The organism is Paenibacillus sp. FSL L8-0494 (genome assembly GCF_038003695.1).
In the GTDB taxonomy this organism is placed as follows: Bacteria; Bacillota; Bacilli; order Paenibacillales; family Paenibacillaceae; genus Paenibacillus_AQ; species Paenibacillus_AQ odorifer.
Genome location: NZ_JBBOPQ010000001.1, coordinates 3,957,561 through 3,982,905, shown reverse-complemented (window position 1 = coordinate 3,982,905; position 25,345 = coordinate 3,957,561). Strand labels below are relative to the sequence as shown.

The 25,345-nt window shown below is 44.0% G+C and carries 25 protein-coding genes; 17 read left to right on the top strand and 8 right to left on the bottom strand.

Annotation, left to right across the window (positions count from 1 at the left end):
- Positions 1–17: 17 nt before the first annotated feature.
- Entirely contained in the window at positions 18–1,766 is a 1,749-nt protein-coding gene (locus NYE35_RS18155; RefSeq protein ID WP_076273304.1) for an ABC transporter ATP-binding protein, read from the bottom strand.
- A 493-nt stretch (positions 1,767–2,259) separates the two neighbouring features.
- Between NYE35_RS18155 and NYE35_RS18150 the strand changes: the two genes are divergently transcribed.
- Positions 2,260–2,577, top strand: coding sequence for a HesB/YadR/YfhF family protein (locus tag NYE35_RS18150; RefSeq protein WP_094903204.1), 318 nt, complete (start codon positions 2,260–2,262; stop codon positions 2,575–2,577).
- A 113-nt stretch (positions 2,578–2,690) separates the two neighbouring features.
- Here NYE35_RS18150 and NYE35_RS18145 read toward each other — a convergent pair whose 3' ends face one another.
- Positions 2,691–3,206 (bottom strand): hypothetical protein, encoded by a 516-nt coding sequence (locus tag NYE35_RS18145; RefSeq protein ID WP_038571616.1) that lies wholly within the window; start codon positions 3,204–3,206, stop codon positions 2,691–2,693.
- A 122-nt stretch (positions 3,207–3,328) separates the two neighbouring features.
- On the opposite strand from NYE35_RS18145, the gene NYE35_RS18140 reads away from it, so the two are divergent.
- The 3 genes from NYE35_RS18140 to NYE35_RS18130 all read left to right on the top strand — a co-directional run bounded on the left by NYE35_RS18140 (position 3,329) and on the right by NYE35_RS18130 (position 6,712).
- Positions 3,329–5,077: an ABC transporter ATP-binding protein gene (locus tag NYE35_RS18140; protein ID WP_076200789.1), complete on the top strand. Its 1,749-nt coding sequence runs from the start codon at positions 3,329–3,331 to the stop codon at positions 5,075–5,077.
- 188 nt (positions 5,078–5,265) lie between these two features.
- On the top strand, positions 5,266–5,784 hold the full coding sequence (locus NYE35_RS18135) for a sigma-70 family RNA polymerase sigma factor (RefSeq protein WP_341121818.1): 519 nt from the start codon (positions 5,266–5,268) through the stop codon (positions 5,782–5,784).
- Positions 5,777–6,712 (top strand): DUF4179 domain-containing protein, encoded by a 936-nt coding sequence (locus NYE35_RS18130; protein WP_341121817.1) that lies wholly within the window; start codon positions 5,777–5,779, stop codon positions 6,710–6,712. The genes NYE35_RS18135 and NYE35_RS18130 overlap by 8 nt, the downstream gene beginning before the upstream one ends.
- A 69-nt stretch (positions 6,713–6,781) precedes the next feature.
- Here the strand turns inward: NYE35_RS18130 and NYE35_RS18125 are convergent, their stop codons facing one another.
- Both NYE35_RS18125 and NYE35_RS18120 read right to left on the bottom strand, forming a co-directional pair.
- Positions 6,782–7,225 (bottom strand): DUF441 domain-containing protein, encoded by a 444-nt coding sequence (locus NYE35_RS18125; RefSeq protein ID WP_036688009.1) that lies wholly within the window; start codon positions 7,223–7,225, stop codon positions 6,782–6,784.
- A 1-nt stretch (position 7,226) separates the two neighbouring features.
- A complete protein-coding gene (locus NYE35_RS18120; protein WP_036688007.1) occupies positions 7,227–8,231 on the bottom strand; it encodes a YpdA family putative bacillithiol disulfide reductase in 1,005 nt (334 codons plus the stop codon).
- A 179-nt stretch (positions 8,232–8,410) separates the two neighbouring features.
- Here NYE35_RS18120 and NYE35_RS18115 point away from each other — a divergent pair, with 179 nt between their 5' ends.
- The 4 genes from NYE35_RS18115 to rsgA all read left to right on the top strand — a co-directional run bounded on the left by NYE35_RS18115 (position 8,411) and on the right by rsgA (position 11,888).
- Positions 8,411–9,007, top strand: coding sequence for a DUF2087 domain-containing protein (locus tag NYE35_RS18115; RefSeq protein WP_036688006.1), 597 nt, complete (start codon positions 8,411–8,413; stop codon positions 9,005–9,007).
- 120 nt (positions 9,008–9,127) lie between these two features.
- Positions 9,128–9,583, top strand: coding sequence for a DUF3939 domain-containing protein (locus tag NYE35_RS18110; RefSeq protein ID WP_036688004.1), 456 nt, complete (start codon positions 9,128–9,130; stop codon positions 9,581–9,583).
- Between the two features lie 160 nt (positions 9,584–9,743).
- Positions 9,744–10,415, top strand: a complete 672-nt coding sequence (locus tag NYE35_RS18105) for an HAD family hydrolase (protein ID WP_038571611.1) — start codon at positions 9,744–9,746, stop codon at positions 10,413–10,415.
- A gap of 381 nt (positions 10,416–10,796) precedes the next feature.
- Positions 10,797–11,888 carry a ribosome small subunit-dependent GTPase A gene (rsgA, locus tag NYE35_RS18100; protein ID WP_076144727.1) on the top strand — a complete coding sequence of 364 codons (1,092 nt, stop codon included), beginning with the start codon at positions 10,797–10,799 and terminating at the stop codon, positions 11,886–11,888.
- Positions 11,889–11,991: 103 nt separating this feature from the next.
- On the opposite strand, the gene NYE35_RS18095 is transcribed toward rsgA, so the two are convergent.
- Positions 11,992–12,618 (bottom strand): FMN-dependent NADH-azoreductase, encoded by a 627-nt coding sequence (locus tag NYE35_RS18095; protein WP_038571605.1) that lies wholly within the window; start codon positions 12,616–12,618, stop codon positions 11,992–11,994.
- A 122-nt stretch (positions 12,619–12,740) separates the two neighbouring features.
- Here NYE35_RS18095 and NYE35_RS18090 point away from each other — a divergent pair, with 122 nt between their 5' ends.
- Positions 12,741–12,968, top strand: a complete 228-nt coding sequence (locus tag NYE35_RS18090; RefSeq protein WP_038571602.1) for a hypothetical protein — start codon at positions 12,741–12,743, stop codon at positions 12,966–12,968.
- Between the two features lie 1,286 nt (positions 12,969–14,254).
- Here the strand turns inward: NYE35_RS18090 and NYE35_RS18085 are convergent.
- On the bottom strand, positions 14,255–14,494 hold the full coding sequence (locus NYE35_RS18085) for a hypothetical protein (RefSeq protein WP_036687997.1): 240 nt from the start codon (positions 14,492–14,494) through the stop codon (positions 14,255–14,257).
- A 142-nt stretch (positions 14,495–14,636) separates the two neighbouring features.
- Between NYE35_RS18085 and NYE35_RS18080 the strand changes: the two genes are divergently transcribed.
- The gene (locus NYE35_RS18080; RefSeq protein ID WP_076098755.1) at positions 14,637–15,317 is read left to right on the top strand and encodes a hypothetical protein; all 681 of its coding nucleotides are present in this window, start codon (positions 14,637–14,639) and stop codon (positions 15,315–15,317) included.
- Here the strand turns inward: NYE35_RS18080 and NYE35_RS18075 are convergent.
- Positions 15,304–17,007, bottom strand: a complete 1,704-nt coding sequence (locus NYE35_RS18075) for an alpha-amylase family glycosyl hydrolase (protein ID WP_341121816.1) — start codon at positions 17,005–17,007, stop codon at positions 15,304–15,306. The two genes, NYE35_RS18080 and NYE35_RS18075, sit on opposite strands and share 14 nt — an antisense overlap.
- Positions 17,008–17,278: 271 nt before the next feature.
- Here NYE35_RS18075 and NYE35_RS18070 point away from each other — a divergent pair, with 271 nt between their 5' ends.
- From NYE35_RS18070 to NYE35_RS18040, 7 genes are all read left to right on the top strand, one after another.
- Entirely contained in the window at positions 17,279–18,301 is a 1,023-nt protein-coding gene (locus NYE35_RS18070; protein WP_076213466.1) for an ABC transporter substrate-binding protein, read from the top strand.
- Between the two features lie 50 nt (positions 18,302–18,351).
- Complete coding sequence (locus tag NYE35_RS18065; RefSeq protein ID WP_339210070.1) at positions 18,352–19,128, top strand: ABC transporter ATP-binding protein; 777 nt, start codon at positions 18,352–18,354, stop codon at positions 19,126–19,128.
- Positions 19,128–19,964, top strand: a complete 837-nt coding sequence (locus NYE35_RS18060) for an ABC transporter permease (protein WP_076273296.1) — start codon at positions 19,128–19,130, stop codon at positions 19,962–19,964. Before NYE35_RS18065 ends, NYE35_RS18060 begins: the two co-directional genes overlap by 1 nt.
- Positions 19,965–20,057: 93 nt before the next feature.
- Positions 20,058–21,044, top strand: a complete 987-nt coding sequence (locus NYE35_RS18055; protein ID WP_036687757.1) for an aromatic acid exporter family protein — start codon at positions 20,058–20,060, stop codon at positions 21,042–21,044.
- A 164-nt stretch (positions 21,045–21,208) separates the two neighbouring features.
- Positions 21,209–22,231: an HD-GYP domain-containing protein gene (locus tag NYE35_RS18050; RefSeq protein WP_051491532.1), complete on the top strand. Its 1,023-nt coding sequence runs from the start codon at positions 21,209–21,211 to the stop codon at positions 22,229–22,231.
- A gap of 226 nt (positions 22,232–22,457) precedes the next feature.
- Positions 22,458–23,015 carry an outer spore coat protein CotE gene (locus tag NYE35_RS18045; protein ID WP_036687755.1) on the top strand — a complete coding sequence of 186 codons (558 nt, stop codon included), beginning with the start codon at positions 22,458–22,460 and terminating at the stop codon, positions 23,013–23,015.
- A gap of 150 nt (positions 23,016–23,165) precedes the next feature.
- Positions 23,166–24,476, top strand: coding sequence for a putative amidoligase domain-containing protein (locus NYE35_RS18040; RefSeq protein WP_341121815.1), 1,311 nt, complete (start codon positions 23,166–23,168; stop codon positions 24,474–24,476).
- Between the two features lie 16 nt (positions 24,477–24,492).
- On the opposite strand, the gene NYE35_RS18035 is transcribed toward NYE35_RS18040, so the two are convergent.
- Complete coding sequence (locus tag NYE35_RS18035) at positions 24,493–25,290, bottom strand: GNAT family N-acetyltransferase (RefSeq protein ID WP_038571594.1); 798 nt, start codon at positions 25,288–25,290, stop codon at positions 24,493–24,495.
- Positions 25,291–25,345 lie beyond the last annotated feature (55 nt).

The window sequence follows — 25,345 nt, the reverse complement described above, 5'->3', positions numbered from 1 at the left end:
TTATTTATGGTTGTAGTTTAATCATTCGATAAGTTATTTTCGACTTGCTGCCGATCATATTGTTCACGGTACCAGCCATTCAAATCCAACAGCTCCTGATGTGTACCTCGCTCAACGATTTGTCCGTTATCCAGTACAACAATCATATCGGCATGTTGGACGGCGGAGAGACGGTGAGTAGAGATTAATGTGGTTTTTCCGGCACGTTCATTCCGGATATTGTCGATAATCTGAGCTTCCGTACGAGCGTCAACGGCTGATAAGGCATCGTCCAGAATAAGAATATCAGGATTAGCGATAAAAGCTCTGGACAGAGAGACACGTTGCTTTTGTCCACCGGAGAGAGATACACCACGTTCACCCACCAGAGTATCCAGACCATCGGACAATGTGCCCAGGTCGTTCTGGAAAGCGGCAGCTGTAATGGCTTGCATAATCGTATCGTCATCGGCGTTGTCTAGACCAAACTGAATGTTTTGCCGAACGGATTTGGAGAAAAGAATTTGCTCTTGCGGAACATAACCCATCCAGCTATGCAGCTGATCCAGGGAAATCTGTTGAATAGGCACGCCAGAGATAAGGATCTCTCCATTACCTGTCGGATATTCGCGGAGCAATTGTTTGAGCAGTGTAGATTTCCCGCTTCCTGTACGCCCGACTACACCTAATGTCTGCCCTTGGTTCAGGGTTAAGTTGACATGGACTAGATTGTCTATCGTCGAAGAAGGATAACGGAAAGTCACATCGTTAAGCTCGATTCGAGTAGGGTGGGGAACTTGAACAGGATGGGCAGCATTTTGAACATCGGGTTTGGAGTTTAACGTCTCGTCGATACGTTCGAGGGAAGCTCCACCACGCTGCATAATGTTGATCAATTCTCCAATAGCGAACATCGGCCATACAATCATACCGAGGTACATATTAAAGGAGACTAGATCACCCAGTGTGATCTGATTGCGGAATACAAGGTAAATCCCATAAGTAAGACCAATAATGTAGCTGAGTCCGACGCAGAAGCGGATAGTTGGTTCGAAGAAAGCATCGACACGAGCTACGGCCATATTTTTGTTGTAAACATCTTCAGTAATATCCGAGAAACGTTTTTCATCAAGACGCTCTTGGACATAAGCACGGATTACGCGTACACCAGAGACAGATTCGAGCACTTGGTCATTCATATCTCCGAATGCATCCTGCGCTAAGCTGTAACGATCATGAATAGCTTTACCATAAAAAATCATAGCTATTGCAATTAGGGGTAATGGTAATACTGCTGCAAGGGTCAATTTCCAACTCACGAGAAAGCCCATCGCAAACAACACAACCGTGAGGTAGATTGTAGAATCCACCAGTGTAAGCATCCCGAATCCTACGGTAGCTGAGACGGCTCTGATATCATTGGTTGCCCGGGCCATGAGGTCACCAGTTCTATTTTTTTCGAAGAACGAGGGTGTCATAGTCATAAGATGATTCATAAATCGGGAGCGCAGCAGGCGCTCAACAAGGTTGGAACCTCCGAAAAGTTTGTGCATCCATATGTAGGTAATCCAATAAATAACTAGCAGCAAAATAAAGATCATGCCGATATATTTGGCAAGCGAAGCTGTAGTAATCGAACCGCGTACTATGTCGTCAATGGCATTGCCTAGCAGACGTGGAGGGAGTAATTCAAGAACGCCTACACCTATGAGTAATATGAGTCCAATCAGGTAACGCCTTTTTTCTCGGCGAAAAAACCAGCCGAGATCGCGAAGAACAGAGAACAAGTAAATCCCTTCCTTTCAGGTTGTAATGATTGCTTGTGATGCTGATAAAAGCGCAAGTGATTATCTCTTCAGCAAACAAAAAAGGCATATCATCCGAAAACGGACGATATGCCTGTAATTTACAGCTATCATGCGCACGGTGCGTTACAGCACCAAGCATGTGAGAGACCTTCAAGAACTAAAGTTATACGGTCCATAAGACTCGCAAAAACTTCAGGATGGCTTAATCACTTGGGCTGCTTCGGTATTCGGTTGAGTAAAAATTCCAACAATAGTAAAATAATATGGCTGTAACTTCGTAAACACCGCGCTCACCCCTTTCATTAATTTGGTAATAACTAGAAGACGTTTAGTTATGTTCAGAGTTTATCATCCGGTTCGCGAATTTGTCAAACTTAATTTTAAATGGATTGGGAAATCATTAATTGCATAAAGTTGTTTGAATATCGACTTATTTTCGTTATGATTAGAATATACAAAGGAGCTGAGAGAAATGAACATGGAAATTAGTCAAGCAGCGGCAGCTTGGTTTAAGAGAGAATTGGACCTTAAGAATGGAGACTATATTCGTTTATTTCCCCGGTATAGCTCGGGAGGTGGACTTCACCCCGGTTTTTCGCTGGGCATTGCTACAGAAGCGCCTGGGCGTCCAGCTATTCAGGTCAAACAGGATGATATTGTGTTCTACATGGAGGAGCAGGACTTGTGGTATATGGAAGGTCATGACCTATCTATCGTATACTCTGAGTCAGAGGATGACATTGAATATAAGTACGAACCAAAGCCGGTATCCGGCGAAGTGCAGGTATAGTTGTCTTAATGATTGTTTATTTTAATCAGGAAAAGCCCTTGCCAAAAGGCAGGGGCTTTTCAAATGCTGTCTTTAAAAATGAGGGTATTCCAGTTGGAAATACATAGGTGTTATCAGTGCAAATTGCGAGAGGTTTCTTCCTCCAGAGCGAAGTCGAAGTCGTCAATATCGTACACCTGAACTGGAACTCCACCCTCGATGATCCGTTGAATCAATTCAAATTGATCCGTTAGGATAGGTACTTTCTCACGTTGTGAGGACAGCAGAAGCTCTGTTTCGATGGGATCGAACATCTCACCGTAGACAGCGGTATCCATACTGTTAATGATGGTGATTTTGGATTGCCCGCCAAGGAGAATACCTGAGCTTTTCGCCCATGGCACTGCTAAACAGCGGTTGATCTTCTTCGCGTTGAGCGGTTCTTCAAAATAAGCAATGAGCTCACTAATCTTCAACTTAACATGCTTGTCGTCGTCCGGACGGTTCATCAACGGATCATCGCTGTCTCGCAGTTCGTATAGTTCCATCACAGTAGTATAAGGCACTATATATTCTACAGGGCTGCTCGATACGAGAAGCTGGCCGTAAATCGCCATCATGACGGCTTCCGTCACAAATTGTCTAGACATCGTTATCCTCCTGAAGTTCGGTACTGCAATTGTACTTATGATCTAAAATTATAAAAACACTGTAGAGAGCAAAAGTCAACTGTACTTAGCAACTCACTAAAGAGAAGGGAAAGAATATTCCTGTGAAGCAATGGAAATCATATTTTACTTTTGTACGACCTTATATGAAATTGATTGTGTTTACGCTGTTTATCGGCATGATCAAATTCAGTATTCCGCTAACACTGCCAATGATTCTGAAATACGTGGTTGATGACCTCCTAATGAACCCGAGCATGGGGATTGAGGAACGGGTATCACATTTGATGCTTATTCTGGGTGGTGCCTTAATTTTATTTGTTATCGTAAGAGGACCCGTGGAGTATTATCGCCAATACTTTGCTCAGCTTATCACAAGTAAAGTGTTGTTCGATATGCGAAATAAGCTTTACAGTCATTTACAGCGGCTGTCACTGCGGTATTATCAGAATACCAAGGTGGGAGAAGCCATCTCCAGATTTATTAACGATGTTGAGCAGACCAAAAATTTGGTCGAAGTCGGCATGATGAATGTATGGCTCGACACGTTTACGCTAGTTTTTGCTTTGGGATTTATGTTTTATTTAAATCCGGTGCTGGCGCTCGTGTCTATCTCGGTATTGCCTTTTTACGCAATTGCTGTTAACAAATTGTATAAGCGGCTTAAGCTGTTAACGAAAGATCGTTCCCAGGCTCTGGCTGGCATCCAAGGTTATCTCCATGAACGGATTCAAGGGATATCAATCATCCGCAGCTTTACGATGGAAAAAGTGGATCAGAAGCAGTTTGAAGACATCAACGGTAACTTTCTAAAAAAAGCGATGGCGCAAACCCGCTGGAACGCTATGACCTTCGCAATTATTAATACATTAACAGATATAGCACCTCTTTTGGTCATCGGATATGGTGGATATCAGGTCATTCATGGCAATTTGACAGTAGGTACCTTTGTAGCTTTCTTTGGCTATCTGGACCGGATGTATTCCCCGCTGCGGAGATTGATTAATTCCTCGACGGTGCTTACACAAGCCTCTGCTTCTCTTGAACGGGTGCTTGAGCTGCTGAATGAACCTTATGATATTGTAGACAAGCCGGGAGCAAAAGTGCTAAAGGATTCACGTGGTGAGATTGCTTTTCAGAATGTATGGTTTAAATATAACGAAGAGAATGATTGGGTCTTAAAAGATATTAATTTGAGAATTCAGCCCGGACAGACCATTGCGTTCGTCGGAATGAGCGGTGGAGGAAAGTCCTCCCTTATAAGCTTGATCCCGAGATTCTATGACATCAGTAAAGGCAGCCTCCAAATGGATGGTTATGATATACAGGAATTAACACAGGAAAGCTTGCGTAGGTCTGTCGGTATGGTCTTACAAGATAATTTCTTATTCAGCGGATCTGTGCGTGAGAATATTTTATTCGGTAATCCTAACGCCACGGAAGAGGAGGTTATTTCAGCAGCAAAAGCTGCCAATGCGCATGATTTTATTGAGCAGCTGCCACTGGGTTATGAGACAGAAGTGGGAGAACGTGGTGTTAAGCTATCCGGAGGACAGAAGCAGCGGGTTGCTATCGCAAGGGTATTTCTCAAGGATCCGAAGGTTCTTATATTAGACGAAGCTACTTCGGCGCTGGATCTGGAATCGGAGCATTTAATTCAACAAGCGCTGCAGTCCCTTTCTTCGGAACGTACTACACTAATTGTAGCGCATAGACTGTCAACGATTACTCATGCAGATCAGATTGTCGTACTTGAGAATGGTGAAATTACTGAACGGGGTACGCATGAACAGCTGATGGCGATAGAGGGTAGTTATGCGCGATTATTTAACGTACAGCATTTAGACGCTTAATATGTTTTGGAAAATAATTAAACACCTTAGTGGTCCTCTCGAAAGAGAAGGCCACTTTTTTTGAATTCCAATCAGGCTAGCGGCACACAGTAACTTTTACTATGGCAAAAATTCTACACAGGATTTGAGTCTTTTCGGAGATCATGTGCGTCTAAAGCTTATAAACATCATGAAAGGAAGTGAGGAACGTGAATAAAACCACGCTTGAGGAAAAGGCGATAGCAGGTGATGAAGACAGCTTTACTGCGCTTATTGACGGCATGCAGGAGCGTTTATACCGAATGGCCTACTCCTATGTGCGGAATCAAGAGGATGCGCTGGAGATTGTGCAGGAGACCGTCTTCAAAGCCTATATCTCCATTCATAAATTGAAGCAACCGCAATATTTTAAAACTTGGCTCACCAAGATCGCTGTCAACTGTGCGCTGGACTTTATCCGTAAATCTAAAAAAATCGTGTATATAGATCAAGAGCTAGGAGGCAGTTATGCTCCGAAATCTAGGGAAGAGGTTATGGATTTGCATGAAGCGCTCAGCGGTCTTGATGAAAAATCAAGAATGGTGATTGTGATGAGATATTTGGAGGACTTGCCCATAAAGGAAATTGCAGAGGTTCTCGATATGCCCCTGAGCAGCGTCAAAACCGTTATTTTTAGAGGTTTGGAAAAATTAAAAATAAGTATGGAGGAGAGTGAGTACTTTGGATAAGCAACTAGAACGTCTACAGGAAGCCTATAATGAGATTGAAATTCCTAAAGAACTATCATTCGCTTCTCGTAAAGGAATTGAAAGAGGGAAAATCTATAAACAGAAAAACAGTTCTTCAAAACGTACTTTGAAATGGACAGGATCAGTAGCTGCTGCTGTATTGATTTCTTTTACGGTGGGTGTAAATACGGTTCCTGCTTTTGCGAGTAGTATGGATCAAATACCGGTTCTAGGTAAGCTGGTCAGTGTTCTGCAATTTACGGAGGGAAGCGCAGGAGGTGGAACTATTCAGGATGGAGTATATGTGAATTTTATTTCGGTCAAACAACTGAAGAATAGTGATCAATTGATTTTGAATTTTGCAAATCCGGATGAAACTCAACAGATGGCAAGCTCATATAACGTAAAGTTTACGGAAAATCCGGCAACAATGACGATTACAGTAAGTGGGGCCAGAAAATTCTCAGCAGTCAAAGATCTGGAGACATTAAAACAAAGCCGATATGTTCAGGATGCTTATCCACTAATTACACTAGATGATTCGGCCATTCGGTTCAATGTCACACTTACGGACTCGGTTGCTTATGAGGTGAAAGAATATAAAGAGCCAGCACAGGTAGTGATTACGTTAAAAGAGAAAGGAGACGAAGCAAAAGGGGGCTCTGTATATTCCTTAAGAACGGTCTCACAGCCTTCTGGTGAGGCGCTGGGTATGGCTGAAGAAATGTTATATGGGTTAGAGGATATGCGGATGTTAAAGGATCAGAAAGGCTTATATCTCGTGGAAGCAGGATATTTTAATACAGAAGAAGAGGCTTTGAAGCAGTTGCAGAAAATTAAGACAGAGTATGGCGTTGAAGATTTATTAGTCGTTGAAAAAAGAGCAGCACAGCAAATTCCGCAGTCCATTTCTCAGGTGGAGGAATAATGAAGAAGAAGGTTCAAAAAAGGCACAATAAAAAAAGACCGCCAAAAGCGGTCTTTTTGTGCTGTTCTATTACATTTTGCCGATCATAAGTGATAAAATGCCGGCTGCGATCAGCGGACCGACCGGAACGCCCTTAAATAATGCAACCCCGATCACTGTGCCAATCAGCAGACCCGCAACAACTGTGGGTTGGTTGGTCATGAGCGTAGCACCGCGGCCTCCAAGAAAAGCGACGAGAATGCCGATAGCGATAGCAAGCAAGGACTTCCAGTGCAAGAAGGATTGACCGACTGTCTGCAACGATATTTTGCCGCTGGCTAATGGGGTCATGACCCCGATGGTCAGGATGATAATCCCGATGGTTAAACCGTATTTTTCTAGCCAAGGAAAGGTTTGCTGCAGGCCAAGTACTCTTAGCAGTAATAGGACGACCATTGCTATTGTTACAGGGGAATTGCTGCTGATAATTCCCAGCGCTGCAAGTCCAAGCAAAAGCAAAGAGGTCATGTCCATCTTAATGTTTCAACTCCTTAGGATTAGAACTTTCTTTTGACACAATGTGATCTGCGATAAGCTTACCATGCCCTCTTCCGGTCTCAATAAACACTTCGTTAGCATTGCGGCCGGAGGCGATTACTCCAGCAACATACAACCCTGGAACATTACTTTCCATGGTAGAGGTGTTAAAAGCAGGCTTATCCATGTCGTCATCCATGATCACACCCGCTGAAGTGAGGAGGGTACGGCTAGGACGGAAGCCAGTCAAGGCAAGAACGAAATCATTATCCAATGCTTTCTTGTCCCCCTTATGATCCGTAACAATTACTGAGCTTGCAGTAATTTCAGTGACACGCGAGCCTAAGTGCAGAGTGATTTTCCCTTTTTGCACCATGCCTTCAAAGATTGGCCGAACCCAAGGTTTAATATTCTCTGAGATGCTTTCACCACGATATACCATATCTACCGTAGCTCCTACACGCATAAGCTCCAGCGCTGCATCTACTGCGGAATTACTGCCGCCAATTACAGTTACCTTCATTCCCGTGTAAGGATGAGCTTCACCGAAATAATGAGTAACTTTAGGTAGTTCTTCACCTGGAATGCCAATCATATTCGGCTGATCAAAATAACCTGTTGCTATAACTACATTAGCAGTGATACGTTTCTGATGCTCACCACGCATATTTGACGTATGTACGGCAAAGGTTCCATCTTCAAGCGGCTCAATGGATAAAGCTTCTTCATAAGCGGCGATCTCTAGACCATATTGCTCAGCGGCTCGGCGATAATAGACAAGCGCTTCGTGACGGTAAGGTTTGTCGTTGGTCGAAGTGAACGGAACATCCCCGATTTCTAATAACTGAGCCGTACTGAAAAATTGCATATTTGTTGGATACAAATAAATGGAGTGTACAATAAAGCTTTTTTCAATGATAAGGCTGGACAGGCCTTGGCGTTGGCATTCGATAGCTGCCGAGAGGCCGCAAGGACCTGCACCGATAATAATGACATCTTTCATAAAGCGGGTTACCTCCTGATTGTTACTATCTTTTCTTTAAATCCTACCCTAAATTCATGAATTTTTCCATAAGAGCAGATTGAGTATAATAACCATTGCAAGAATAACGTTGATTATTATATAATTAGATATATATCTAATGTTTCAATTTATTGTGAAATTCTAGGAGCGTGAACCCAGTGCAGTTGGAGAAAATCGTGAGTTATCATAAAGCTTTAGCTGATCCAACGCGTCTTCGCTTATTGTTGCTTCTGTCCCAAGGAGAAATGCACGGGCAAGCGCTGGCTGAGAAGTTGAATTTATCGCAGCCTACAGTCACTCATCATGCGGCTAAATTACGTGAAGCGGCTCTAATAAAAGAAAGACGCGACAAAAATACAGTTTATTTTAAGTTGAATCCGGAGTTTATCAATAATGGTGCTGAGGCTTCACTGCAGTTTATTTTTTCGAAAGGAGCTGAGAATATGGAAGAGCAATTGCCTGAGAATAGTCTTCAGGATACTGTAATTCGTAATTTTTTCTCTAAAGATGGCCGGCTGCGGCAAATTCCAGCACAATACAAGAAGAAATTGATAGCGCTTCAATACATGGTTGAGAAGCTGGAGCCAGGAGTTGTTTATACGGAAAAGGAAATCAATGAGTTTATTAAGCAGTTTCATGAAGATTTCGCCACTATTCGTCGTGAATTCATCATGCATCAGTTTATGTATCGTGAGAAGGACAAGTATGAACTAAATCCTCGAGAAGTATGGACTCGGTGGGAATATGTCAAATAATGATCTTTTAAATATTAACATTCTGTGTCGATTTGAAATGTACTGATTAATTATTCGAATTTCGAATAAAATGGAATTGTAAGCGTTATCTGAGACATATTTAGAAAGGAGACTTTCGTTATGTTATTTAAACGCACAAAAAAGCAACCCAAATCAGATCATGTAACCGTCACATTACCCCAAGTGAAACAGGCGATTCGAAAGTTCGAAGAAGATATGCCTGGACCTATTAATAGAACAGCATTAATCTTAGAGGACAAAAGAATCGATATGAGTCGCCTGAAACGTTATTTGGGTGGAATACCCGAACGGAATTTCTATATGTCACGAGAGACCTATGAAATTTTCGAGGAAGAAGACAAGTTAGTGCCGTATTATCTGGATTTAGTTCAGGCTGCTGTAGACAGTTATATTAGTGATACAGGCAAGCTACCGTTGCTTGAAGACACCTGGTTGCCAGAGGTTCATTATCGATTGTTATCTACAGAAAGTTATCTAAAAGAAACACCTCCTTTTCCGCTGTATATTACGGATGAAGAAATGATGCTGACCCATCGGGCAGAGCATTTCGAGTAAAGGAATGACGCAGATACGAATCTTCATAAAGACTGTTCAGTAAAAGGGAAGCCATAAATCCTTTTTGTTGAATAGTCTTTTCTTTGTCTCTTAAGGCATAGTACAATTACATTCTGTAGGTTAGGTTTGAAAATTAACAGCATGTAAGGGGAATCGCTTGATGAAGGAAGTACAAGCTATTTTATTTGATCTGGACAATACTTTAATGGATCGCGACTATACATTTCGCAGCTTTAGCACTCAGTTCGTGCAGGATTTTCTTGGGCATCTGAAACCTGCGGAAGCGCAGGCCGTGATTGAGGATATGATCCACAGAGACGCTGATGGCTATCGTGATAAAGACGGATTTTTCTTAGAACTTAGTGAGATCCTGCCTTGGGAAAAGCCTGTGACGGCTGAACATATCCGGGCGTATTATGATGCGAGCTACATCAATCATGGTGCAGTCATGGAGCATGCTTTGGAGGTTCTGGAGTATTGCGTGGAGCGTGGATATACTTTGGGGCTGGTCACCAACGGTAAAAAAGAAATCCAGAACACCAAAATCGATATTCTCGGCCTGCGAGAGTACTTCAAGGCTATAGTTATATCTGGAGAAGTTGGCATTGCGAAGCCTGATCCTGCGATTTATCAATTGGCACTAGACAAGCTGGGTGCCTCTGCGGATCAAACCTTGTTTATAGGGGATCATCCGGTAAATGATATCTGGGGTGCAGGTAAGGCTGGCCTTGAAGGAATTTGGCTGCAAAGGAAACATCCTTGGGACGATCAGCTGGACATCCAACCTTGGAAAATGATCCGTGAGCTGAAAGAATTAAAGGCTATTTTGTAATCTGGAAAATTTGGGGTTGACATTTTACTGCTGCACCAATTATGATAACAGCATCTTAAATTTCGGAAGGAGACGATGTTTTATGACAGTTTTAAATGTAATGAACTCAACTGTTGTGGATACGTGTCTTCCGGGAACAGCTGCTGCCGAATAATTGATTCGTGCAGTTTAGCAGGTAAGCTCAATTACGCTTATTAGAGCCGCCGGGAACCGTATAGGGTCCGGTGGCTTTTTTGCGTGTGTAGAAAGATTGGATTTGGTGTAATAAATCCACATGTCTATATACCGCCGCCGGAGTCTTTATTTCCGGCGGCTTTTTGTGTTCTCGGAAAACGCCAAGGGGCAAGAAAAAACATAAACATATCTTTTAGGAGGAAATGAATGAATAGCATAAAGCAATATGGTTGGAATGAAAACTGGAGTACAAAATGGAATGAAAAGTGGAGTCATGCAGAGGATAAACAATTTATACCCGGGAGAATCGTTGGTGATTTCGGCAGTAAGTACAAAGTGTTAACTGATGTAGGAGAGACGTGGGGAGAGCTTGCCGGGAAGCTGAGACACACATTTGTAGCCTCGGGTGATTTTCCTGCCATTGGAGACTGGGTAGCATTAGCAATGCAAGATGGCGGCGAGCATGGAATTATACATGGCGTATTGCCCCGGCAGAGTGTGATCTCACGCAAGGTCGCAGGAAATACACAAGATGAGCAAATTGTTGCCTCCAATGTAGACACGTTATTTCTGGTCAGCGCGTTGAATGATGATTTTAATGTTCGCCGGATGGAGAGATATCTGATCATGGCTTGGAATAGTGGGGCAAATCCAGTTATTCTACTCACTAAAGCGGATCTTTGCCCGGATGCAGACAGTAAAATCGCTGAAATGGAGAGCGCGGCTCCCGGAGTATCAGTACATGCTGTTAGTGCAATACAAGATGAAGGGCGCGAGAAGCTGCTGCCATACATTGGTGAGGGTCAAACAGTAGCTCTAACGGGCTCCTCCGGTTGTGGGAAGTCGACAATGGTCAACTGGCTATGCGGGAAGAACCTTCAGATTACTCAGGATGTTAGAGAAGGGGATAGCCGCGGACGTCATACTACTACCCACCGTGAACTGTTTGTTTTGCCGGATGGGGGGATTATCGTAGATACACCGGGGATGCGGGAGCTGCAGCTCTGGGAAGATGAAGGTGGTCTTGATCTAGCCTTTAGTGATATCAGCGGCCTAGCTACTAAGTGCCGGTTTAGTAACTGTAGTCATGAACGCGAAGAGGGCTGTGCTGTACTTGAAGCAGTCCAAACAGGTGAACTGGAAGAGAAGAGACTATTCAACTACCGAAAAACACAACGAGAAGTATTGTACCAAAATAATAAAGAAGCCAAGCTTAAGAGAAAAAGCGCAGCTTCCACTAAAGTGAGTTCATCCAGAACCAGAGGATACGGATGGCGTAAAGAGCTGGATGAATATTAAAAAGAATTGATATAACGGCATAGACATTGGAAAAAGGCGCCCCTTAGCTTTTGACAGCTAAGGGGCGCCCTTAATTATTGAATTGAATCTAAACGGTTATGGTTTAGAAGGATGCAGCAGTTTCCTTAGCCAGTTGCAATCCGTTTTCAATGATTTCAGCAGATTGTGCTGGAAGTTGGTTGTGGCCTTCGATGATTACTTGTGTAATATCTTTAATTCCCCACAGGTTAAGGTTACCAACGATGAAGTTTACTGCCATTTCAGCACTTGCTGCAGGACCTTCAGAGTAGATACCGCCTCTTGCATTCAGAACGATTGCTTTTTTACCTGTCAAAAGACCAACTGGACCTTCAGCAGTGTAAGAGAATGTTTTACCAGCTTGGCAAAGGTAATCTACATAAGTGTGCAATACAGCAGGTACAGTCATATTCCACAGTGGGAAACCGAATACTACCTTATCTGCAGCGATGAACTGGTTAAGATATTTATTAACGATAGCGGCACCAGCTGCTTCTTCAGGTGTTGCTTCGTATCCTTGAGCGGCTTTATACATACCAGTGATCAGGGTATTGTCGTAGTATGGAAGTTGCTCTGCGAACAGATCAAGCTCAGTGATTTCATCTTCTGGGTTGTTGAGTTTGTAGCTCTCCAAGAATTCATTGTAAAGCTTAACACTTACGGATTGTTCTGCTGGACGGTTGTTTGCTTTAATAAATAGAACTTTAGACATTATGATTTCTCCCTTGCATGTGTGTATTTAATATTAACTATATTTAATATAGCATGTAATCTTTTGTTTGTAAATTATTTTTTTGTCATTGAAATTTGTTTACGCTCAAGGAGTTTGAAAAAATGAAAACAAGGTTAATAGGAGATACAAGAGAACAGGAAATAATTTCCTGTCTCTATAAGTTCCAGAATGATCTAAAAGGAGCGATTGACATGTCCATCGATCGGTTTATCATTAAAAAATTGGACAGCTGTCACGAAGAGCATACGCGTCAGAATTTAGTGAAGCTATTTAGACTTCGAATCCAAAAAGCTGAAAAAGCAGAGCAGAAGAATTACAAGATCAGCTGATAATTGCTTAGCTCTTCCTAATAGTAGATTTTTCGCTGAATGAGACAGAGTCCTTGGGTTAAAAAAGTCCGTAAATATAGCAGAGCAGTGATCCTCCCGTTAAGGGGGGATCACTGCTCTGCGTTTTTAGTCTTGGGCAGATTGTTTCAGCTTAGAATCAGCAAAGGAAGCTGACCGACCACAAACGTTACTTTGGCAAGTGACATTGTAGCGTCAGGTAACCCGCTACCTCTAATCTGCTGACAAATGCAAAGTCATTTGTCGAGTTACACACTAAGTGACCTTCCAAGTTATCCTCAGCGGCCAACGGACTCAGATGACGTTATATGCGAAATTATGGGCATTAGAGCAGAGTTTCGGACTCCAGCGCAGCTATTTAGCTTTTTGAGGTCGTTAATTAGTGTTTTTCGTGCCAATAGTGACTCTAGGGTCCGATAGGATTCCAAATGAGCCAAAAAGCTGCGATTAAGGTCAACTGAGTCCGAAAGCATCCAACAATGAGTCCGATAGCAGTCAGCTATGTGACTAGTCAGTAAACAGCAATTCAATTTTGCTATATAGCAGTCCCAAGTAGAACCAAAGCAAACCATGCAGAACTCAAGCAGAACCAGACAGAACTAAGGTCGCATACTTTAATAGTAGAAGCTATGTATGTGTAAATGGTATCTAATACAAATGATGGCTCGAGTTTAGATCAAGATGCTAGAGGGAGCTCCAAAATGGTCAAGAGTCCCAGCGGCTATTATAGTGTTAAGTGACAACTCCCTGGAATGTCATGTAACCCGTTATACATACATCTGCACCACCGAGTAATAAACATCCATCGCAACCAACGGACTCAGATGCCGTTATATGCGAAATTATGGGCATTAGAGCAGAGTTTCGGACTCCAGCGCAGCTATTCAGCTTTTTGAGGTCGATAATTAGTGTTTTTCGTACCAATAGCGACTCTGGGGTCCAATAGGATTCCAAATGAGTCAAAAAGCTGCGATTAAGGTCTTCTGGGTCCGATAGCAGTCGGCTATGGGATGGCCGGCAAGCAGCAATCTAAAATGTGCTATGAAATAGCACAAAGCAGTACAAAATAGCACCAAGCAGAACCAAGGATGATTTTGATAGTAGAAGCTATGTATGCGCAAATGGTATCTAAATCAAACGGAGTGTCATTTTGGATCAAGTTTAGCTTCAAAAAGAAAACGAGTCTAAGCAGCAATTCTTAGTTGCTTAGGACGCTCTTTATTAGAAGCGTAGGACTGCAATGTTGTGACAAAAAAACTACCCCTCCATTAATAGAGGGATAGCGCCAATGAATCATTTTCACTGTAACTGTGCAATATAGCTTCAGAGCCTTTAATTTCGATACTAATCAGAGAATTGAGGCATTTCTGGAGGGCACTTTTGCCCTTTTGAATTTTGAGCTCCAGCGTACTGTTAAGTAATCTAAGTACTTTTTGAGTGGGCTGTTTATTTTCTGTTGTGAAATACACAGGTACAAGTTTGTTCTGAAATGTGATGAGCATTCTCATTTTGAAATCACCTCGCTACAAGTATTTCATGTTAATGATCATACCCCTTGTTTCTTAATTTTACCTTAAAATTAGCTTATGATAACATAAAGATTGCTAGTTTAATATACATTTATATGTAATACAGGAAGGATACAATAATGTGAATGAGAAAGAACGAACGGATTTAACGGATTTAACGGAATTTTTATTTCCAGATCGGGTAACCGACCAAGTAGTATTAAATGAATTGTTAAATACTGCGCCTACAGCAGAAAGGATAGGTAGATTCAAATATAGAGAGAAGGAGAAAACTAAAGATCTGTGTTTGCAAATACATAAGGATAAAATACTAGCCTACTGCAATAATACACCGGACTCTCCTCCGTGTGTGCTGAAGAGCAGAGATGAAACAGAGAGCTTTTGTCTCGAGTTGTTCGAATGTGAGAGAGCGATGGAGCCCTTTGCTCACGGGATTCCGGCGTTGCTAATGTCAAAAAAAAGGTTTGAGGAGCTGAAAAAAGGCTCGGATTCCTCTACGGTTCACAGACTCTCAGAGTGTTTAGCTGCAGAGACAGGGGATGACGTCCATTCCAACCATCTTGCACGAGTGATGAAATGCTTCGACGCAGAGGGAGAATTACGACTTTGCATTTCTAGTGATAATGGCTGGAAGTTTCAGTATGCTAGCTTCATAAGCGATCATTCAAGTGGCTGGTTGCTGCGAATGAGCAGCGATCCTTCCCAAGACTGGATTGTAGCTCTTCCTATATCGAAAGCACAATTATGTAGTTCAGTGGCAGAGTGGGTATTAGATTCCTCCTCTTTTCCTACTTCACAATAACCGTTGAATAGGGAGGAAGAGTAAGCTGATCTGAATTTAAGGTCACTTTGTCAGCAGTTGTCTTTTGGATCTTGGTGTAAGAGATACCTTCGACATTTGGATGAAGCGTAATGATTTGTTCATCTCCAGTTAGGTTATGAACAACGAGGACTTGATCCTTTGTTGTTATACGTTCGTAGGCCATTACCCCTACATTGCCAGAAGTGTAGTCTCGAATTCCGCCATCACGGAGCGCAGGGACTTCGTTTCTTAACGCAATGAGTTCGCGGTATCTTTTAAGCAGTGAGCTGCTGTCGTTAGTCTGGCTTTCGACATTAATGCTAACATCATCAGCGTTATTGCTGCCGACCTCCCAAGTAGTCTGCCCCTCACCCTGATCCGCTGTCATCCATCTCATGGGCTCACGAATTCCTTCATCTGGTTTTACACCAAGCATTCCTATTTCTTCACCATAATAAATAAAAGGATTTCCAGGCAAGGTTAACAGCAGGGCTGCTGCCATTTTTGCATGATCCAGATTGCCGTCTAATTGACTCATGACTCTGTTTTGATCATGATTTGTCAAAAAAATCGCATCGGTAAAATGGCTCTCAGATATTTTGGAGTACAGATTATACGTACGTTCCAGCGTAAAGGCAGTCCCGCTGTCTTTTTCAGTTTTCACGGAATTAATAAGAGTCTCTGCTAAACCAAAGTTAAAGCTGGAGTCAAAGGCTTGATCCAAATAAGCCCCTACGGTGACTGCAGAATTCTCCCATACTTCACCAACAATATAAGCTTGAGGATTCACTTCATTCATCGCTTTGCGGAAATCCTGCCACCAAAATACATTTTTATGGGTTGTGGCTTGGCTTTTGTCGGTTAGAAGGTCTTCGTAAATATGTTTAGCAGCGTCTAAACGGAATCCATCAACCCCTTGTTCCAGCCAAAACTTGCCGATATCCTTCATTTCATTACGAACTTCCGTATGATCAAAATTTAGATCAGGCATGCCTTCCCAAAAGCCACCTAGATAATGACTACCCAGTAAAGAGTGCCATGCATTGCCACTACCAGCGGCACTGGCTCCATTCGCAGGACGTCCTTGATCTTCAGCCCATATGTACCAGTCGCGATATTTGCTGTCCTTATTTTTAGCGGAATCTACGAACCAAGGATGTTCTTTGGAGGTGTGATTCACGACCAAATCCATAATTACTTTAATCCCACGTTTATGCGCCTCCATAACGAGCTCCTGTAAATCCTCAATCGTCCCATAATCTGGATTGATTGCACGATAATCAGTCACATCGTAACCATGATAGCTTGGTGAAGGGTTGATAGGCATAAGCCAAATCCCTCCGATCCCTAGATCGTCTGTGGTGTCAGGATTTCCGTCATTTAAGTAATCTAATTTTTTGGTAATCCCTTTGAGGTCACCGATGCCATCCCCGTCAGAGTCATAGAATGAACGAACAAAAATCTCATAATAAACCGTTGAGGGTTGTTCGTCAGTAGTTATCGTTCTTGCAGCGGGAGGTGTAGTAGTATTTTGAGCTGTATTTGCTTTTGGCGACGGAGAAGAGGAGGCAGAGGAAGGGATATTGTTATTATTTCCTGAACACCCGGAGAGCAGAAAGGCAGTTAAGCTAAGACCCAAAAGTCCGTTTATTGTGTGTTTTTTGGTGATAGGTGTTGCTCGTTTATCCATATAAAATAACCCCTTCTGCTGCAATTTTCCTATAAAGGAAATGGTAAGCGCTTTAATTCTTATAGTACTGTAATCAAATCCTCAGGTAAAACGTTTGCACAGATATAAAAACAGCAAATCCAGTGATATTTATCCATAAATTCAATAAAAACCGCTATTATCATGGATATTCTTTTAATTCCCCACGATATTCGGGATTTTAACCTTTCAGTAGGCATGTGCATATGCTTTAAGCAAGGGCGAAGGACCCGGTAAGAAAGGAGAATGAAGAATGAAGATTCGGAAAAAGCTGTCATTGTCGCTCATGATCATTACTTTATGCTTTTCAGTACTTGCCGGTTGCGGCGGAAAGTCAGAGACGGTAAAGGTGAAGATTGGGGAGGTTACCCGCTCTGTCTTTTATGCACCCGAGTATGTTGCCTTGACTCAAGGTTTCTTCAAAGATGAAGGGCTGGATGTAGAACTGCAGACGATTCCCGGTGGCGATAAAACGATGACTGCATTGCTCTCAGGAGCTATTGATGTGGCGTTGGTTGGTTCAGAAACCTCCATTTACGTGTATCAGCAGGGCTCGGATGATCCGGTCATTAATTTTGCACAGCTGACTCAAAGGGATGGAACATTCCTGTTCGCCCGGAAGGCTGATGGAGATTTTAATTGGGATAAAGTGAAGGGCTCTACCTTCCTTGGTCAAAGAAAAGGCGGAATGCCACAAATGGCAGGCGCGTTTACTTTATCTAAAAAAGGAATTGATCCTGCGAAGGATATTACCTTGATCCAAAATATCGATTTTGCTAATATTGCCGGTGCATTTGCTTCAGGTACTGGTGATTATGTGCAGCTGTTTGAGCCGCAGGCCTCTATCTTCGAACGAGAAGACCGGGGAGCTGTAGTGGCATCGTTTGGGGTAGAGAGCGGTTATTTACCTTACACAGTATTTATGTCAAAGAACAGCTATATAAGCAAAAATGGGGACACCGTGCAAAAGTTCACTAATGCCATCCAGCGTGCTCAGCTTTGGGTGAAGGAACATAGTCCTGAAGAAATTACGGATGCCATAATAACTTATTTTGATAAAACGGATCGTGACATTGTGATTTCTGCTGTAAAACGCTACAAGGAACAGGACACCTACGCCATTAATCCGATTGTTGATAATGAAGAATGGAATAATCTGCTGGATGTTATGGATAACGCAGGTGAACTTAAAGAACGTGTTCCAGCAGAAAAAATCGTGAACAATACTTTTGCTGAAAAAGCTGAAAAGACCATAAAGAGCAGTGGCTCTAAATAAGAGAGATAAGATCCTAAATGGATTTTGTTAACTATAAGGAGGGGATGACCTTGCTTCCAGTAGTGCAATTAAAGGGAGTAACGCATGCCTATCTCGGCGATCGGGAAGCTTCACTGGCCGTTGAGGATCTAAATCTTAATGTCGAGCAAGGAGAGTTCGTCAGCTTAGTAGGCCCAAGTGGCTGTGGCAAGACGACTCTCCTGTCGATTATTGCCGGACTGCTGCAGCCCTCTGAGGGTGAAGTATTCGTAAATGGCCAACCCATTCTAGGCCCTTCACCTGAGGTTGGATATATGCTGCAGCAGGATTATCTTTTTCCTTGGCGGAGTATTCTTGACAATGCTGTGCTTGGACTGGAGCTGACCGGAAGCTTAAACGAGGAGAGCCATAAACGGACTTTGGAGCTGCTGCGCGAGATGGGATTAGAAGGGAAAGAACATGCCTATCCTTCTCAGCTATCCGGAGGGATGCGGCAACGGGTGGCTCTTGTACGAACATTAGCTACCAATCCAGGACTGCTGCTGCTAGACGAGCCGTTCTCGGCACTTGATTATCAGATCAAACTTCAGCTGGAGGATTTAGTCTCAGAGACCTTACGCAGCCGGGGAACCACGGCTATTTTGGTCACGCATGATCTGTCAGAAGCGATTGCGGTCAGCAGTAGGGTTATTTTATTGCAGCGAAATCCAGGGAAGATTCGTAAAGTTTTTCCTGTTCCGGAGCTAATCCGCTCAGCCCCACCGCTGTATGCGCGTGATCAGCCAGGGTTTGCGGAGCTTTTTCATGAAGTATGGACAGAGATGGAGATCGCAGGGAGGGAAAGCTAATGAAACGAACAGAGCAAGCGGGAGTTTTAGCTTCCCGTGAACTGTGGCTGCAGCAAATGCATGTGGATTTCAAAAAAAGAAAGCAGCGCCGGCGTAATCAGGTAATCGCTGTAAGAAGCAGTCTGTTGCTGCTGTTCTTTGTGCTGTGGGAAGCGGGAGCAAGAATGGGCTGGATTGATGAGTTATTGTTCAGCTACCCGACAAAAATCTTCAAGCAGATTTGGCAGGATATGATCAGTGGAAGCTTGTGGCCTCATTTGGGGATGACGGTAGGAGAGACTGCGGTAGGGTTTGTTCTGGGAACCTTGTTAGGAACGCTGCTGGCAGTGATTATTTGGTGGTCTCCGTTTTTATCAGCGGTGCTTGATCCGTTTATGGTTGTCTTTAACAGTATGCCGAAGGTGGCCTTGGGGCCGATTTTTATCGTAATGTTCGGGGCGGGTTTCACCGCTATCGTTGTAACAACCTTATCGATTACGGTGATCATTACTACACTTGTTGTTTACAATAGCTTTTGTAGTGTGGATCCTAATCTTGTGAAGGTGGTTCGTTCTTTTGGAGCTTCTAAAGTTCAGGTGTTTTTTAAAGTGATTCTTCCGGCATCTTTTCCAACGGTTGTCTCTACCCTAAAGGTGAATGTGGGTATGTCATGGGTCGGGGTTATCGTGGGAGAGTTTCTAGTAGCAAAATCCGGTCTTGGGTACCTGATCATATATGGATTCCAGGTGTTTAATTTCACGCTTGTGATGTCCAGTCTGCTGATTATCGCAGCCGTAGCAACGGCAATGTATCAACTGGTAGTGTATCTGGAGAAGCGCTTGTTATACCGGCGGTAAGTCTAATGTAACGTTGTGTCCGTACACAAAATCTTGTAACATGTCTATATCTTTACCTATTAACGGTTAGTGCTTTTAAGGAGAGATAGGGTTATGGGATTTCGTGTGATTAAAACAGCTGCTGCGACGTTAATGTCCGTTCTTCTCGCGTCTGCAGTAGGCATACCCAATGCACAAAGTGCAGGGCTTTTAGCCATTTTGGGTGTGGAGGTTACCTTGAAAAGGAGTTTCCGGACGATAACGGCGCGTTTTTTGGCCTCGCTCGTGGGACTCTTTTTTGGGTGTATTTTATTTTGGATATTAGGGTTTCATTACTGGGTGCTTGGATTATACGTTCTGGTTGGCTTTCCGATGATTGTGAAGTCTGGCTACAAGGAAGGGATTGTCACTAGCTCTGTTATTGTGTTTCGTGTTTTTGGACAAGCTGAGTTATCGCTTCATGTGTTGTTGCAGCAAGTAGAGCTTCTGGCCATAGGTCTCGGTTCAGCGGGGGTGGTTAACTTGATTTACATGCCACAGACCGGGGGAGTTATTTATGGAATCCGCAAGGAAGTGGATCGATACTTTTCAGTTATTTTTACTCAGATGGCCCGTACTTTGCGTGAACCTGCGTATATGTGGGATGGCAAAGAATTAATTGATGCGGATAATGCAGTGCAGCGGGGACTGACTGCCGCTACTCGTGAGATGGAGAATCATGTGATTCATCCTGATGAAGCTTGGAATGTCTATTTCTATATGCGTAAGGAGCAGCTGGAATCGATTCAAAGCATGATGCAGCTGATTTCTCAAGTATATCGCCATTTACCGCATGGAGAGATGGTAGCTGAATTGTTCGACCAGCTTAGCGGAGATGTTTTGGCTGAAGAATATACAGGCCGCACGGAACATTTGCTGGAAGAGCTTGAACAAGAATTTGAAAGCATGGATTTGCCGGAGACACGTGAGGAATTCGAAGTGCGATCAGCGATTCTGCAGCTTTGCAGAGAATTGGCACTTTATTTGAAAATTGCGAAACGCCATAAAATACCGGTCAGCTATAAGCCTGAGAAACGTTTGCTCACCCGGAAAAAAGCTTAAAATTAGGCTTTAATAAAGTGAAGTATTAACATTCGCCCCTGAAATCACGATAAAATATGTATGAACTAAAAGTTGATCTCCGAAAGGGATTAACAATTATAGGGTGAGTTCAAATTCAAGCAGGAAATTCATATACGAATTTTCCGCATTGGCAGGTGAGGCGTATGGACAAAGATATGGAATCATTTATCGGAAAACAACTTGTAGCTAACCTCTTTAATGACAAAGGAGTATTTGTTTTACCCGCATTGACTTTATTGAGTGCTGAACATATTAGATTAATTCGACAACATAAGATCACTCTGGAATCTCATGACGTCGTCCAGCTGGATAGCGCGGAATTTTTCCAGCTTGCAATTGATGATTGTACAGCTGCGATTGAGAATATTTTTGAACAGATTCGTCATAACAAAAATAAAAGAATTCCTATGCTGGAAGTTAGAAATGAAGTGATTCCGTTTATCCAGCAGGTAAGCGAAAAGAATGACTTCTACGGAGTATTGGCTGCTTTGCAGACCAAAGATGATTATACATACAGACATAATGTAGCCGTGGGCATAATATCTACCTTGCTAGGCAAATGGCTGAAGCTAAAGTCTGAGGATTTGAGCATGTTGACCATTGCAGCGACTCTTCATGATATCGGCAAAATGAGAATCCCGGATGACATATTAACCAAGCCCGGTCCATTATCCGACGAAGAGTTTCAGCTGATGAAAAAGCATACGACCTTTGGGTATGAGATGATCAGGGATACGGTAGGCACAAACCATACCCAAGCGCTAGTAGCCTTACAGCATCATGAAAGAATGGACGGCAGTGGTTATCCATTTGGTGTGCTTGGGAACCGGATTACTGATTTCAGTAAAATCGTTGCTGTGGCTGATGTGTTTCACGCGATGACCTCCGACCGTTTTTATCGCAAAGCGGCTCCTTTATACGAAGTATTACTGCAAATGGAGGAGAGTGTGTTCGGTAAGCTCGACCCTTATATTTGCAGAGTGTTTATTAATAAGTTAATGCAGTCAATGCTAGGGAACGAAGTGGAATTGACAGATGGGCGAAAAGGAAAAATTGTTATGATTCTTGCTACAGACCCTTTGCGGCCACTGGTGAATATTGATGAGGATTTTATTGACTTAAGCAAACATAGATCGCTTGGAATTGTGCGGGTAATCCCGCAATAGCTGGTGTTTTAAGGTTTTTTGAGGGGTCAGGAATGGCTCTGGAACAGGTTGGACCATTTTTGGAATCTACTCATATATGTACAAATTTTGAAATAAAATGAACTATGAGTCTCCTGAAAAAGCCTTCTTGAGGGCTTACTCAAATTTATTTATAGTCTAACAATCAACAAATGCCTAGAACCTGCATACACTTGATAGTGAATGATTGTATGGAGGAGGTTCAAAGATGTCATTAAGCCATAAACGTCAAACAAGGGAGATCATTACGAAGGCAATTTGCGGCAAAGGTCGTAAGTTCTCTACAGCAACCCATACCGTGACTCCGCCACATCATCCGACTAGTATTTTGGGGGCTTGGATTATCAACCACCAATACGAAGCGGTTGCCGCCGGGAACGGAATCGAAGTAATTGGTACTTATGATGTAAACATCTGGTACTCGTACGACAAGAACAAGCAGACCGAGGTAGCAAAGGAAACAGTCTCTTATGTGGAGCTCATCCCGCTTTCCTACCTGGACACGAGACACCGCACTTCAACAGTTGAGGTCTCTGCGGAGGCAACGCAGGAACCCAACTGTGTAGAAGCGGGCGTATCGCCAGGCGGAGGCAGTGTGACACTTCGCGTAGAGCGCGAATTCGAAGTGGAGTTGGTGGCTGAGACCAAAGTCCGTGTGTATGTCACTGAGCAAAGTGATGATCCAGAAGACAAGGATTATGATTTTGAAGGTGATAGCTTCGATTACGATGATCTGGACCCTGACAATCTGGATGATGAGCTGTAAGGAAGGATACGCCGCCGTTAACTGAGTATCAATGGGTTATGGTCCATTATATGTAGGGAGTGCGGCGGCGTAGAGGGCGAATGCCCTCCTTTTTTTTATTTATTTTTAGGATGAAAAAAGGTTCACGCTCGGATGGAGGCGCTAAAGAGTATGAATGAAGGTCTTAAGGTGTATTCAGAATTGTCTGTGGCAGAGAGAGAGTCTAGATTGCTTAGAAGCGGAGTTGAAGCAACGCTGACGCCATCTGTAAAACGTTTTGTCGATACATATGCTTCACACGCTACTGAGAAGGGGCACAGGCAGTGTTATAAGATATTGGTTTATCATTTGACTGTGCTCCACATCTCTTTGCTTGGAGCGGGTCTTGGAATGCGTGCGGCCACCGATAATTATAGCGAAGCTGTGAGCTTTGCTAATGCCGAGAGCAATACCACGGGAGGCCGAGTGCGGGGAGAGCTTCGCGGGGTGATGAAATTGCTCCAGCGGATTGCTGTCCGCACGCTGTACAGCTTGGGGCTGGATAGCGGTGAGGTCCTGCTGAGGGCAATGGGGAACCGGAGGTATGTGGTGGAGGGAGTCACTCCACTAGTAAAGACCTCCGGGCAACGATTGCCCGAGCCTTATCGTTCCGCAGCGTTAGCGCTGGAACGAGAGCTGGCTCTGGAGCAGCCGGGCCGCAGCGGCTTGCTGATGGGTATGGACCCGGAGTTCATCATCCTCCGGGAATCCACCGGCCGCGTCGTGCCTGCGTCGCGGTACCTGCCCACGGACGGCGTCGCTGGCTGCGACGCCGGACCTCCGGGAACGCGCGGCGCGTTCCCGGTCGCCGAGCTGCGCCCTCAGCCGCGCGGGGAACCGCGCGCACTGCTGGCGCAGCTGATGTCCGCCGCGGCGCTGGCGGACCGGCTCATCGCCGACCGCTCGCTGCGCTGGCGGGCGGGAGGCATGCCGCTGACGGGCTGGGCCCTCGGCGGCCATCTGCACTTCAGCGGCGTGACGCTGACGGCGCCGCTGCTGCGCGCGCTCGATAACTATCTCGCGCTGCCCATGCTTCTGCTCGAAGACGTCCGCGCAGGGGCGCGTCGTCCCCGATACGGCGTGCTCGGCGATTTCCGGACTCAGCCGCATGGCGGCTTCGAGTACCGGACCTTGCCGAGCTTCCTGGTATCCCCGGTCATCGCTAAAGGCGCGGTCTATTTGGCCCACCTAATCGTGAGCCATTATGAGGACCTGACGCAACGCCCGCTCGACCGGGAAGACCTGCATATCGCCTACTACAGCGGCGATAAACCTCCGCTGCGCGCCGCAATCCCCCCATTGCTGGCGCAGCTGCGTTCCCTAGGCGGCTACGAGATTGCCGCCCCCTATATCGAGCCTTTATTCGAATATATTGCCGCTGAGCGGACGTGGGATGAGTCGCGTGATATACGTGAGTTATGGTGCAGCAAAGTAAAAGTGTGATATTTTACTATTTGGTCTACATGTTAACGATGGTCCATGAACCGATATCTTGAAAGCCAAGTCGTTTATAAATAACTCCGGCATGTGGGTTGTCATAAAAGAGGCATAATGACTTTCCTTCATGAAGCAGGTCTGCACATAGCTGTGCCATTACGCGCGAAGCAAGGCCTTGCTCTCTGAATGCTTGATGTGTGGCAACCCCGACAATCATCGCTGACATGGAATTTTCCGCTGATGTTGAAGCTGTGACAATGACCTTATCTTCCCGTTCCATATAATACGTGCGGCCGGTGTTGCTTTCCAGCGTTTTACGCAGGCTGGTTCTTGAACCATTCCGGCTGCTTTCAAATTCTTCAATGGTATCGGTGAGTGCGCAAATCGCTTCTACATCCTGAACTGTAGCTTTTTTGATAGGCTCAGCTGAAGAGAAGGACTCACTTATTTTATTGTTCATATCTTTTAATTCAGCAAAATACAGCTGTTTTACTTGTTTGAAATTAATTTCCCCGTCAAAAGCCTTCACCACCTCTGAGGCTCCGGAGATCATATGCATGTCATTATCCTTTCGGATAATCTCAGCGAACCCCTCGACATCAAAAGGGCCATCTGCATAAGGAAGGTAGCTTCTATAGAAGCGCAGCAGAACGGCTTTTATCCGCCCGTCAGCTGGATCAATCTCTCCCCACAAATCCATGAAATCCTGTTCAAACCCAAAATTCTCCACATCGCCAATGATAAATAAATTAAGCGCCGGCTCTTTCCGCAGCAATGCCATCAGCAGCTCTTGATCATCCTTCGTTAGCTTTCGTATCATATTGTATTCTCCTTTGATTTTCATATGGGCTGATGCTCTGTGTTAATATTTTACA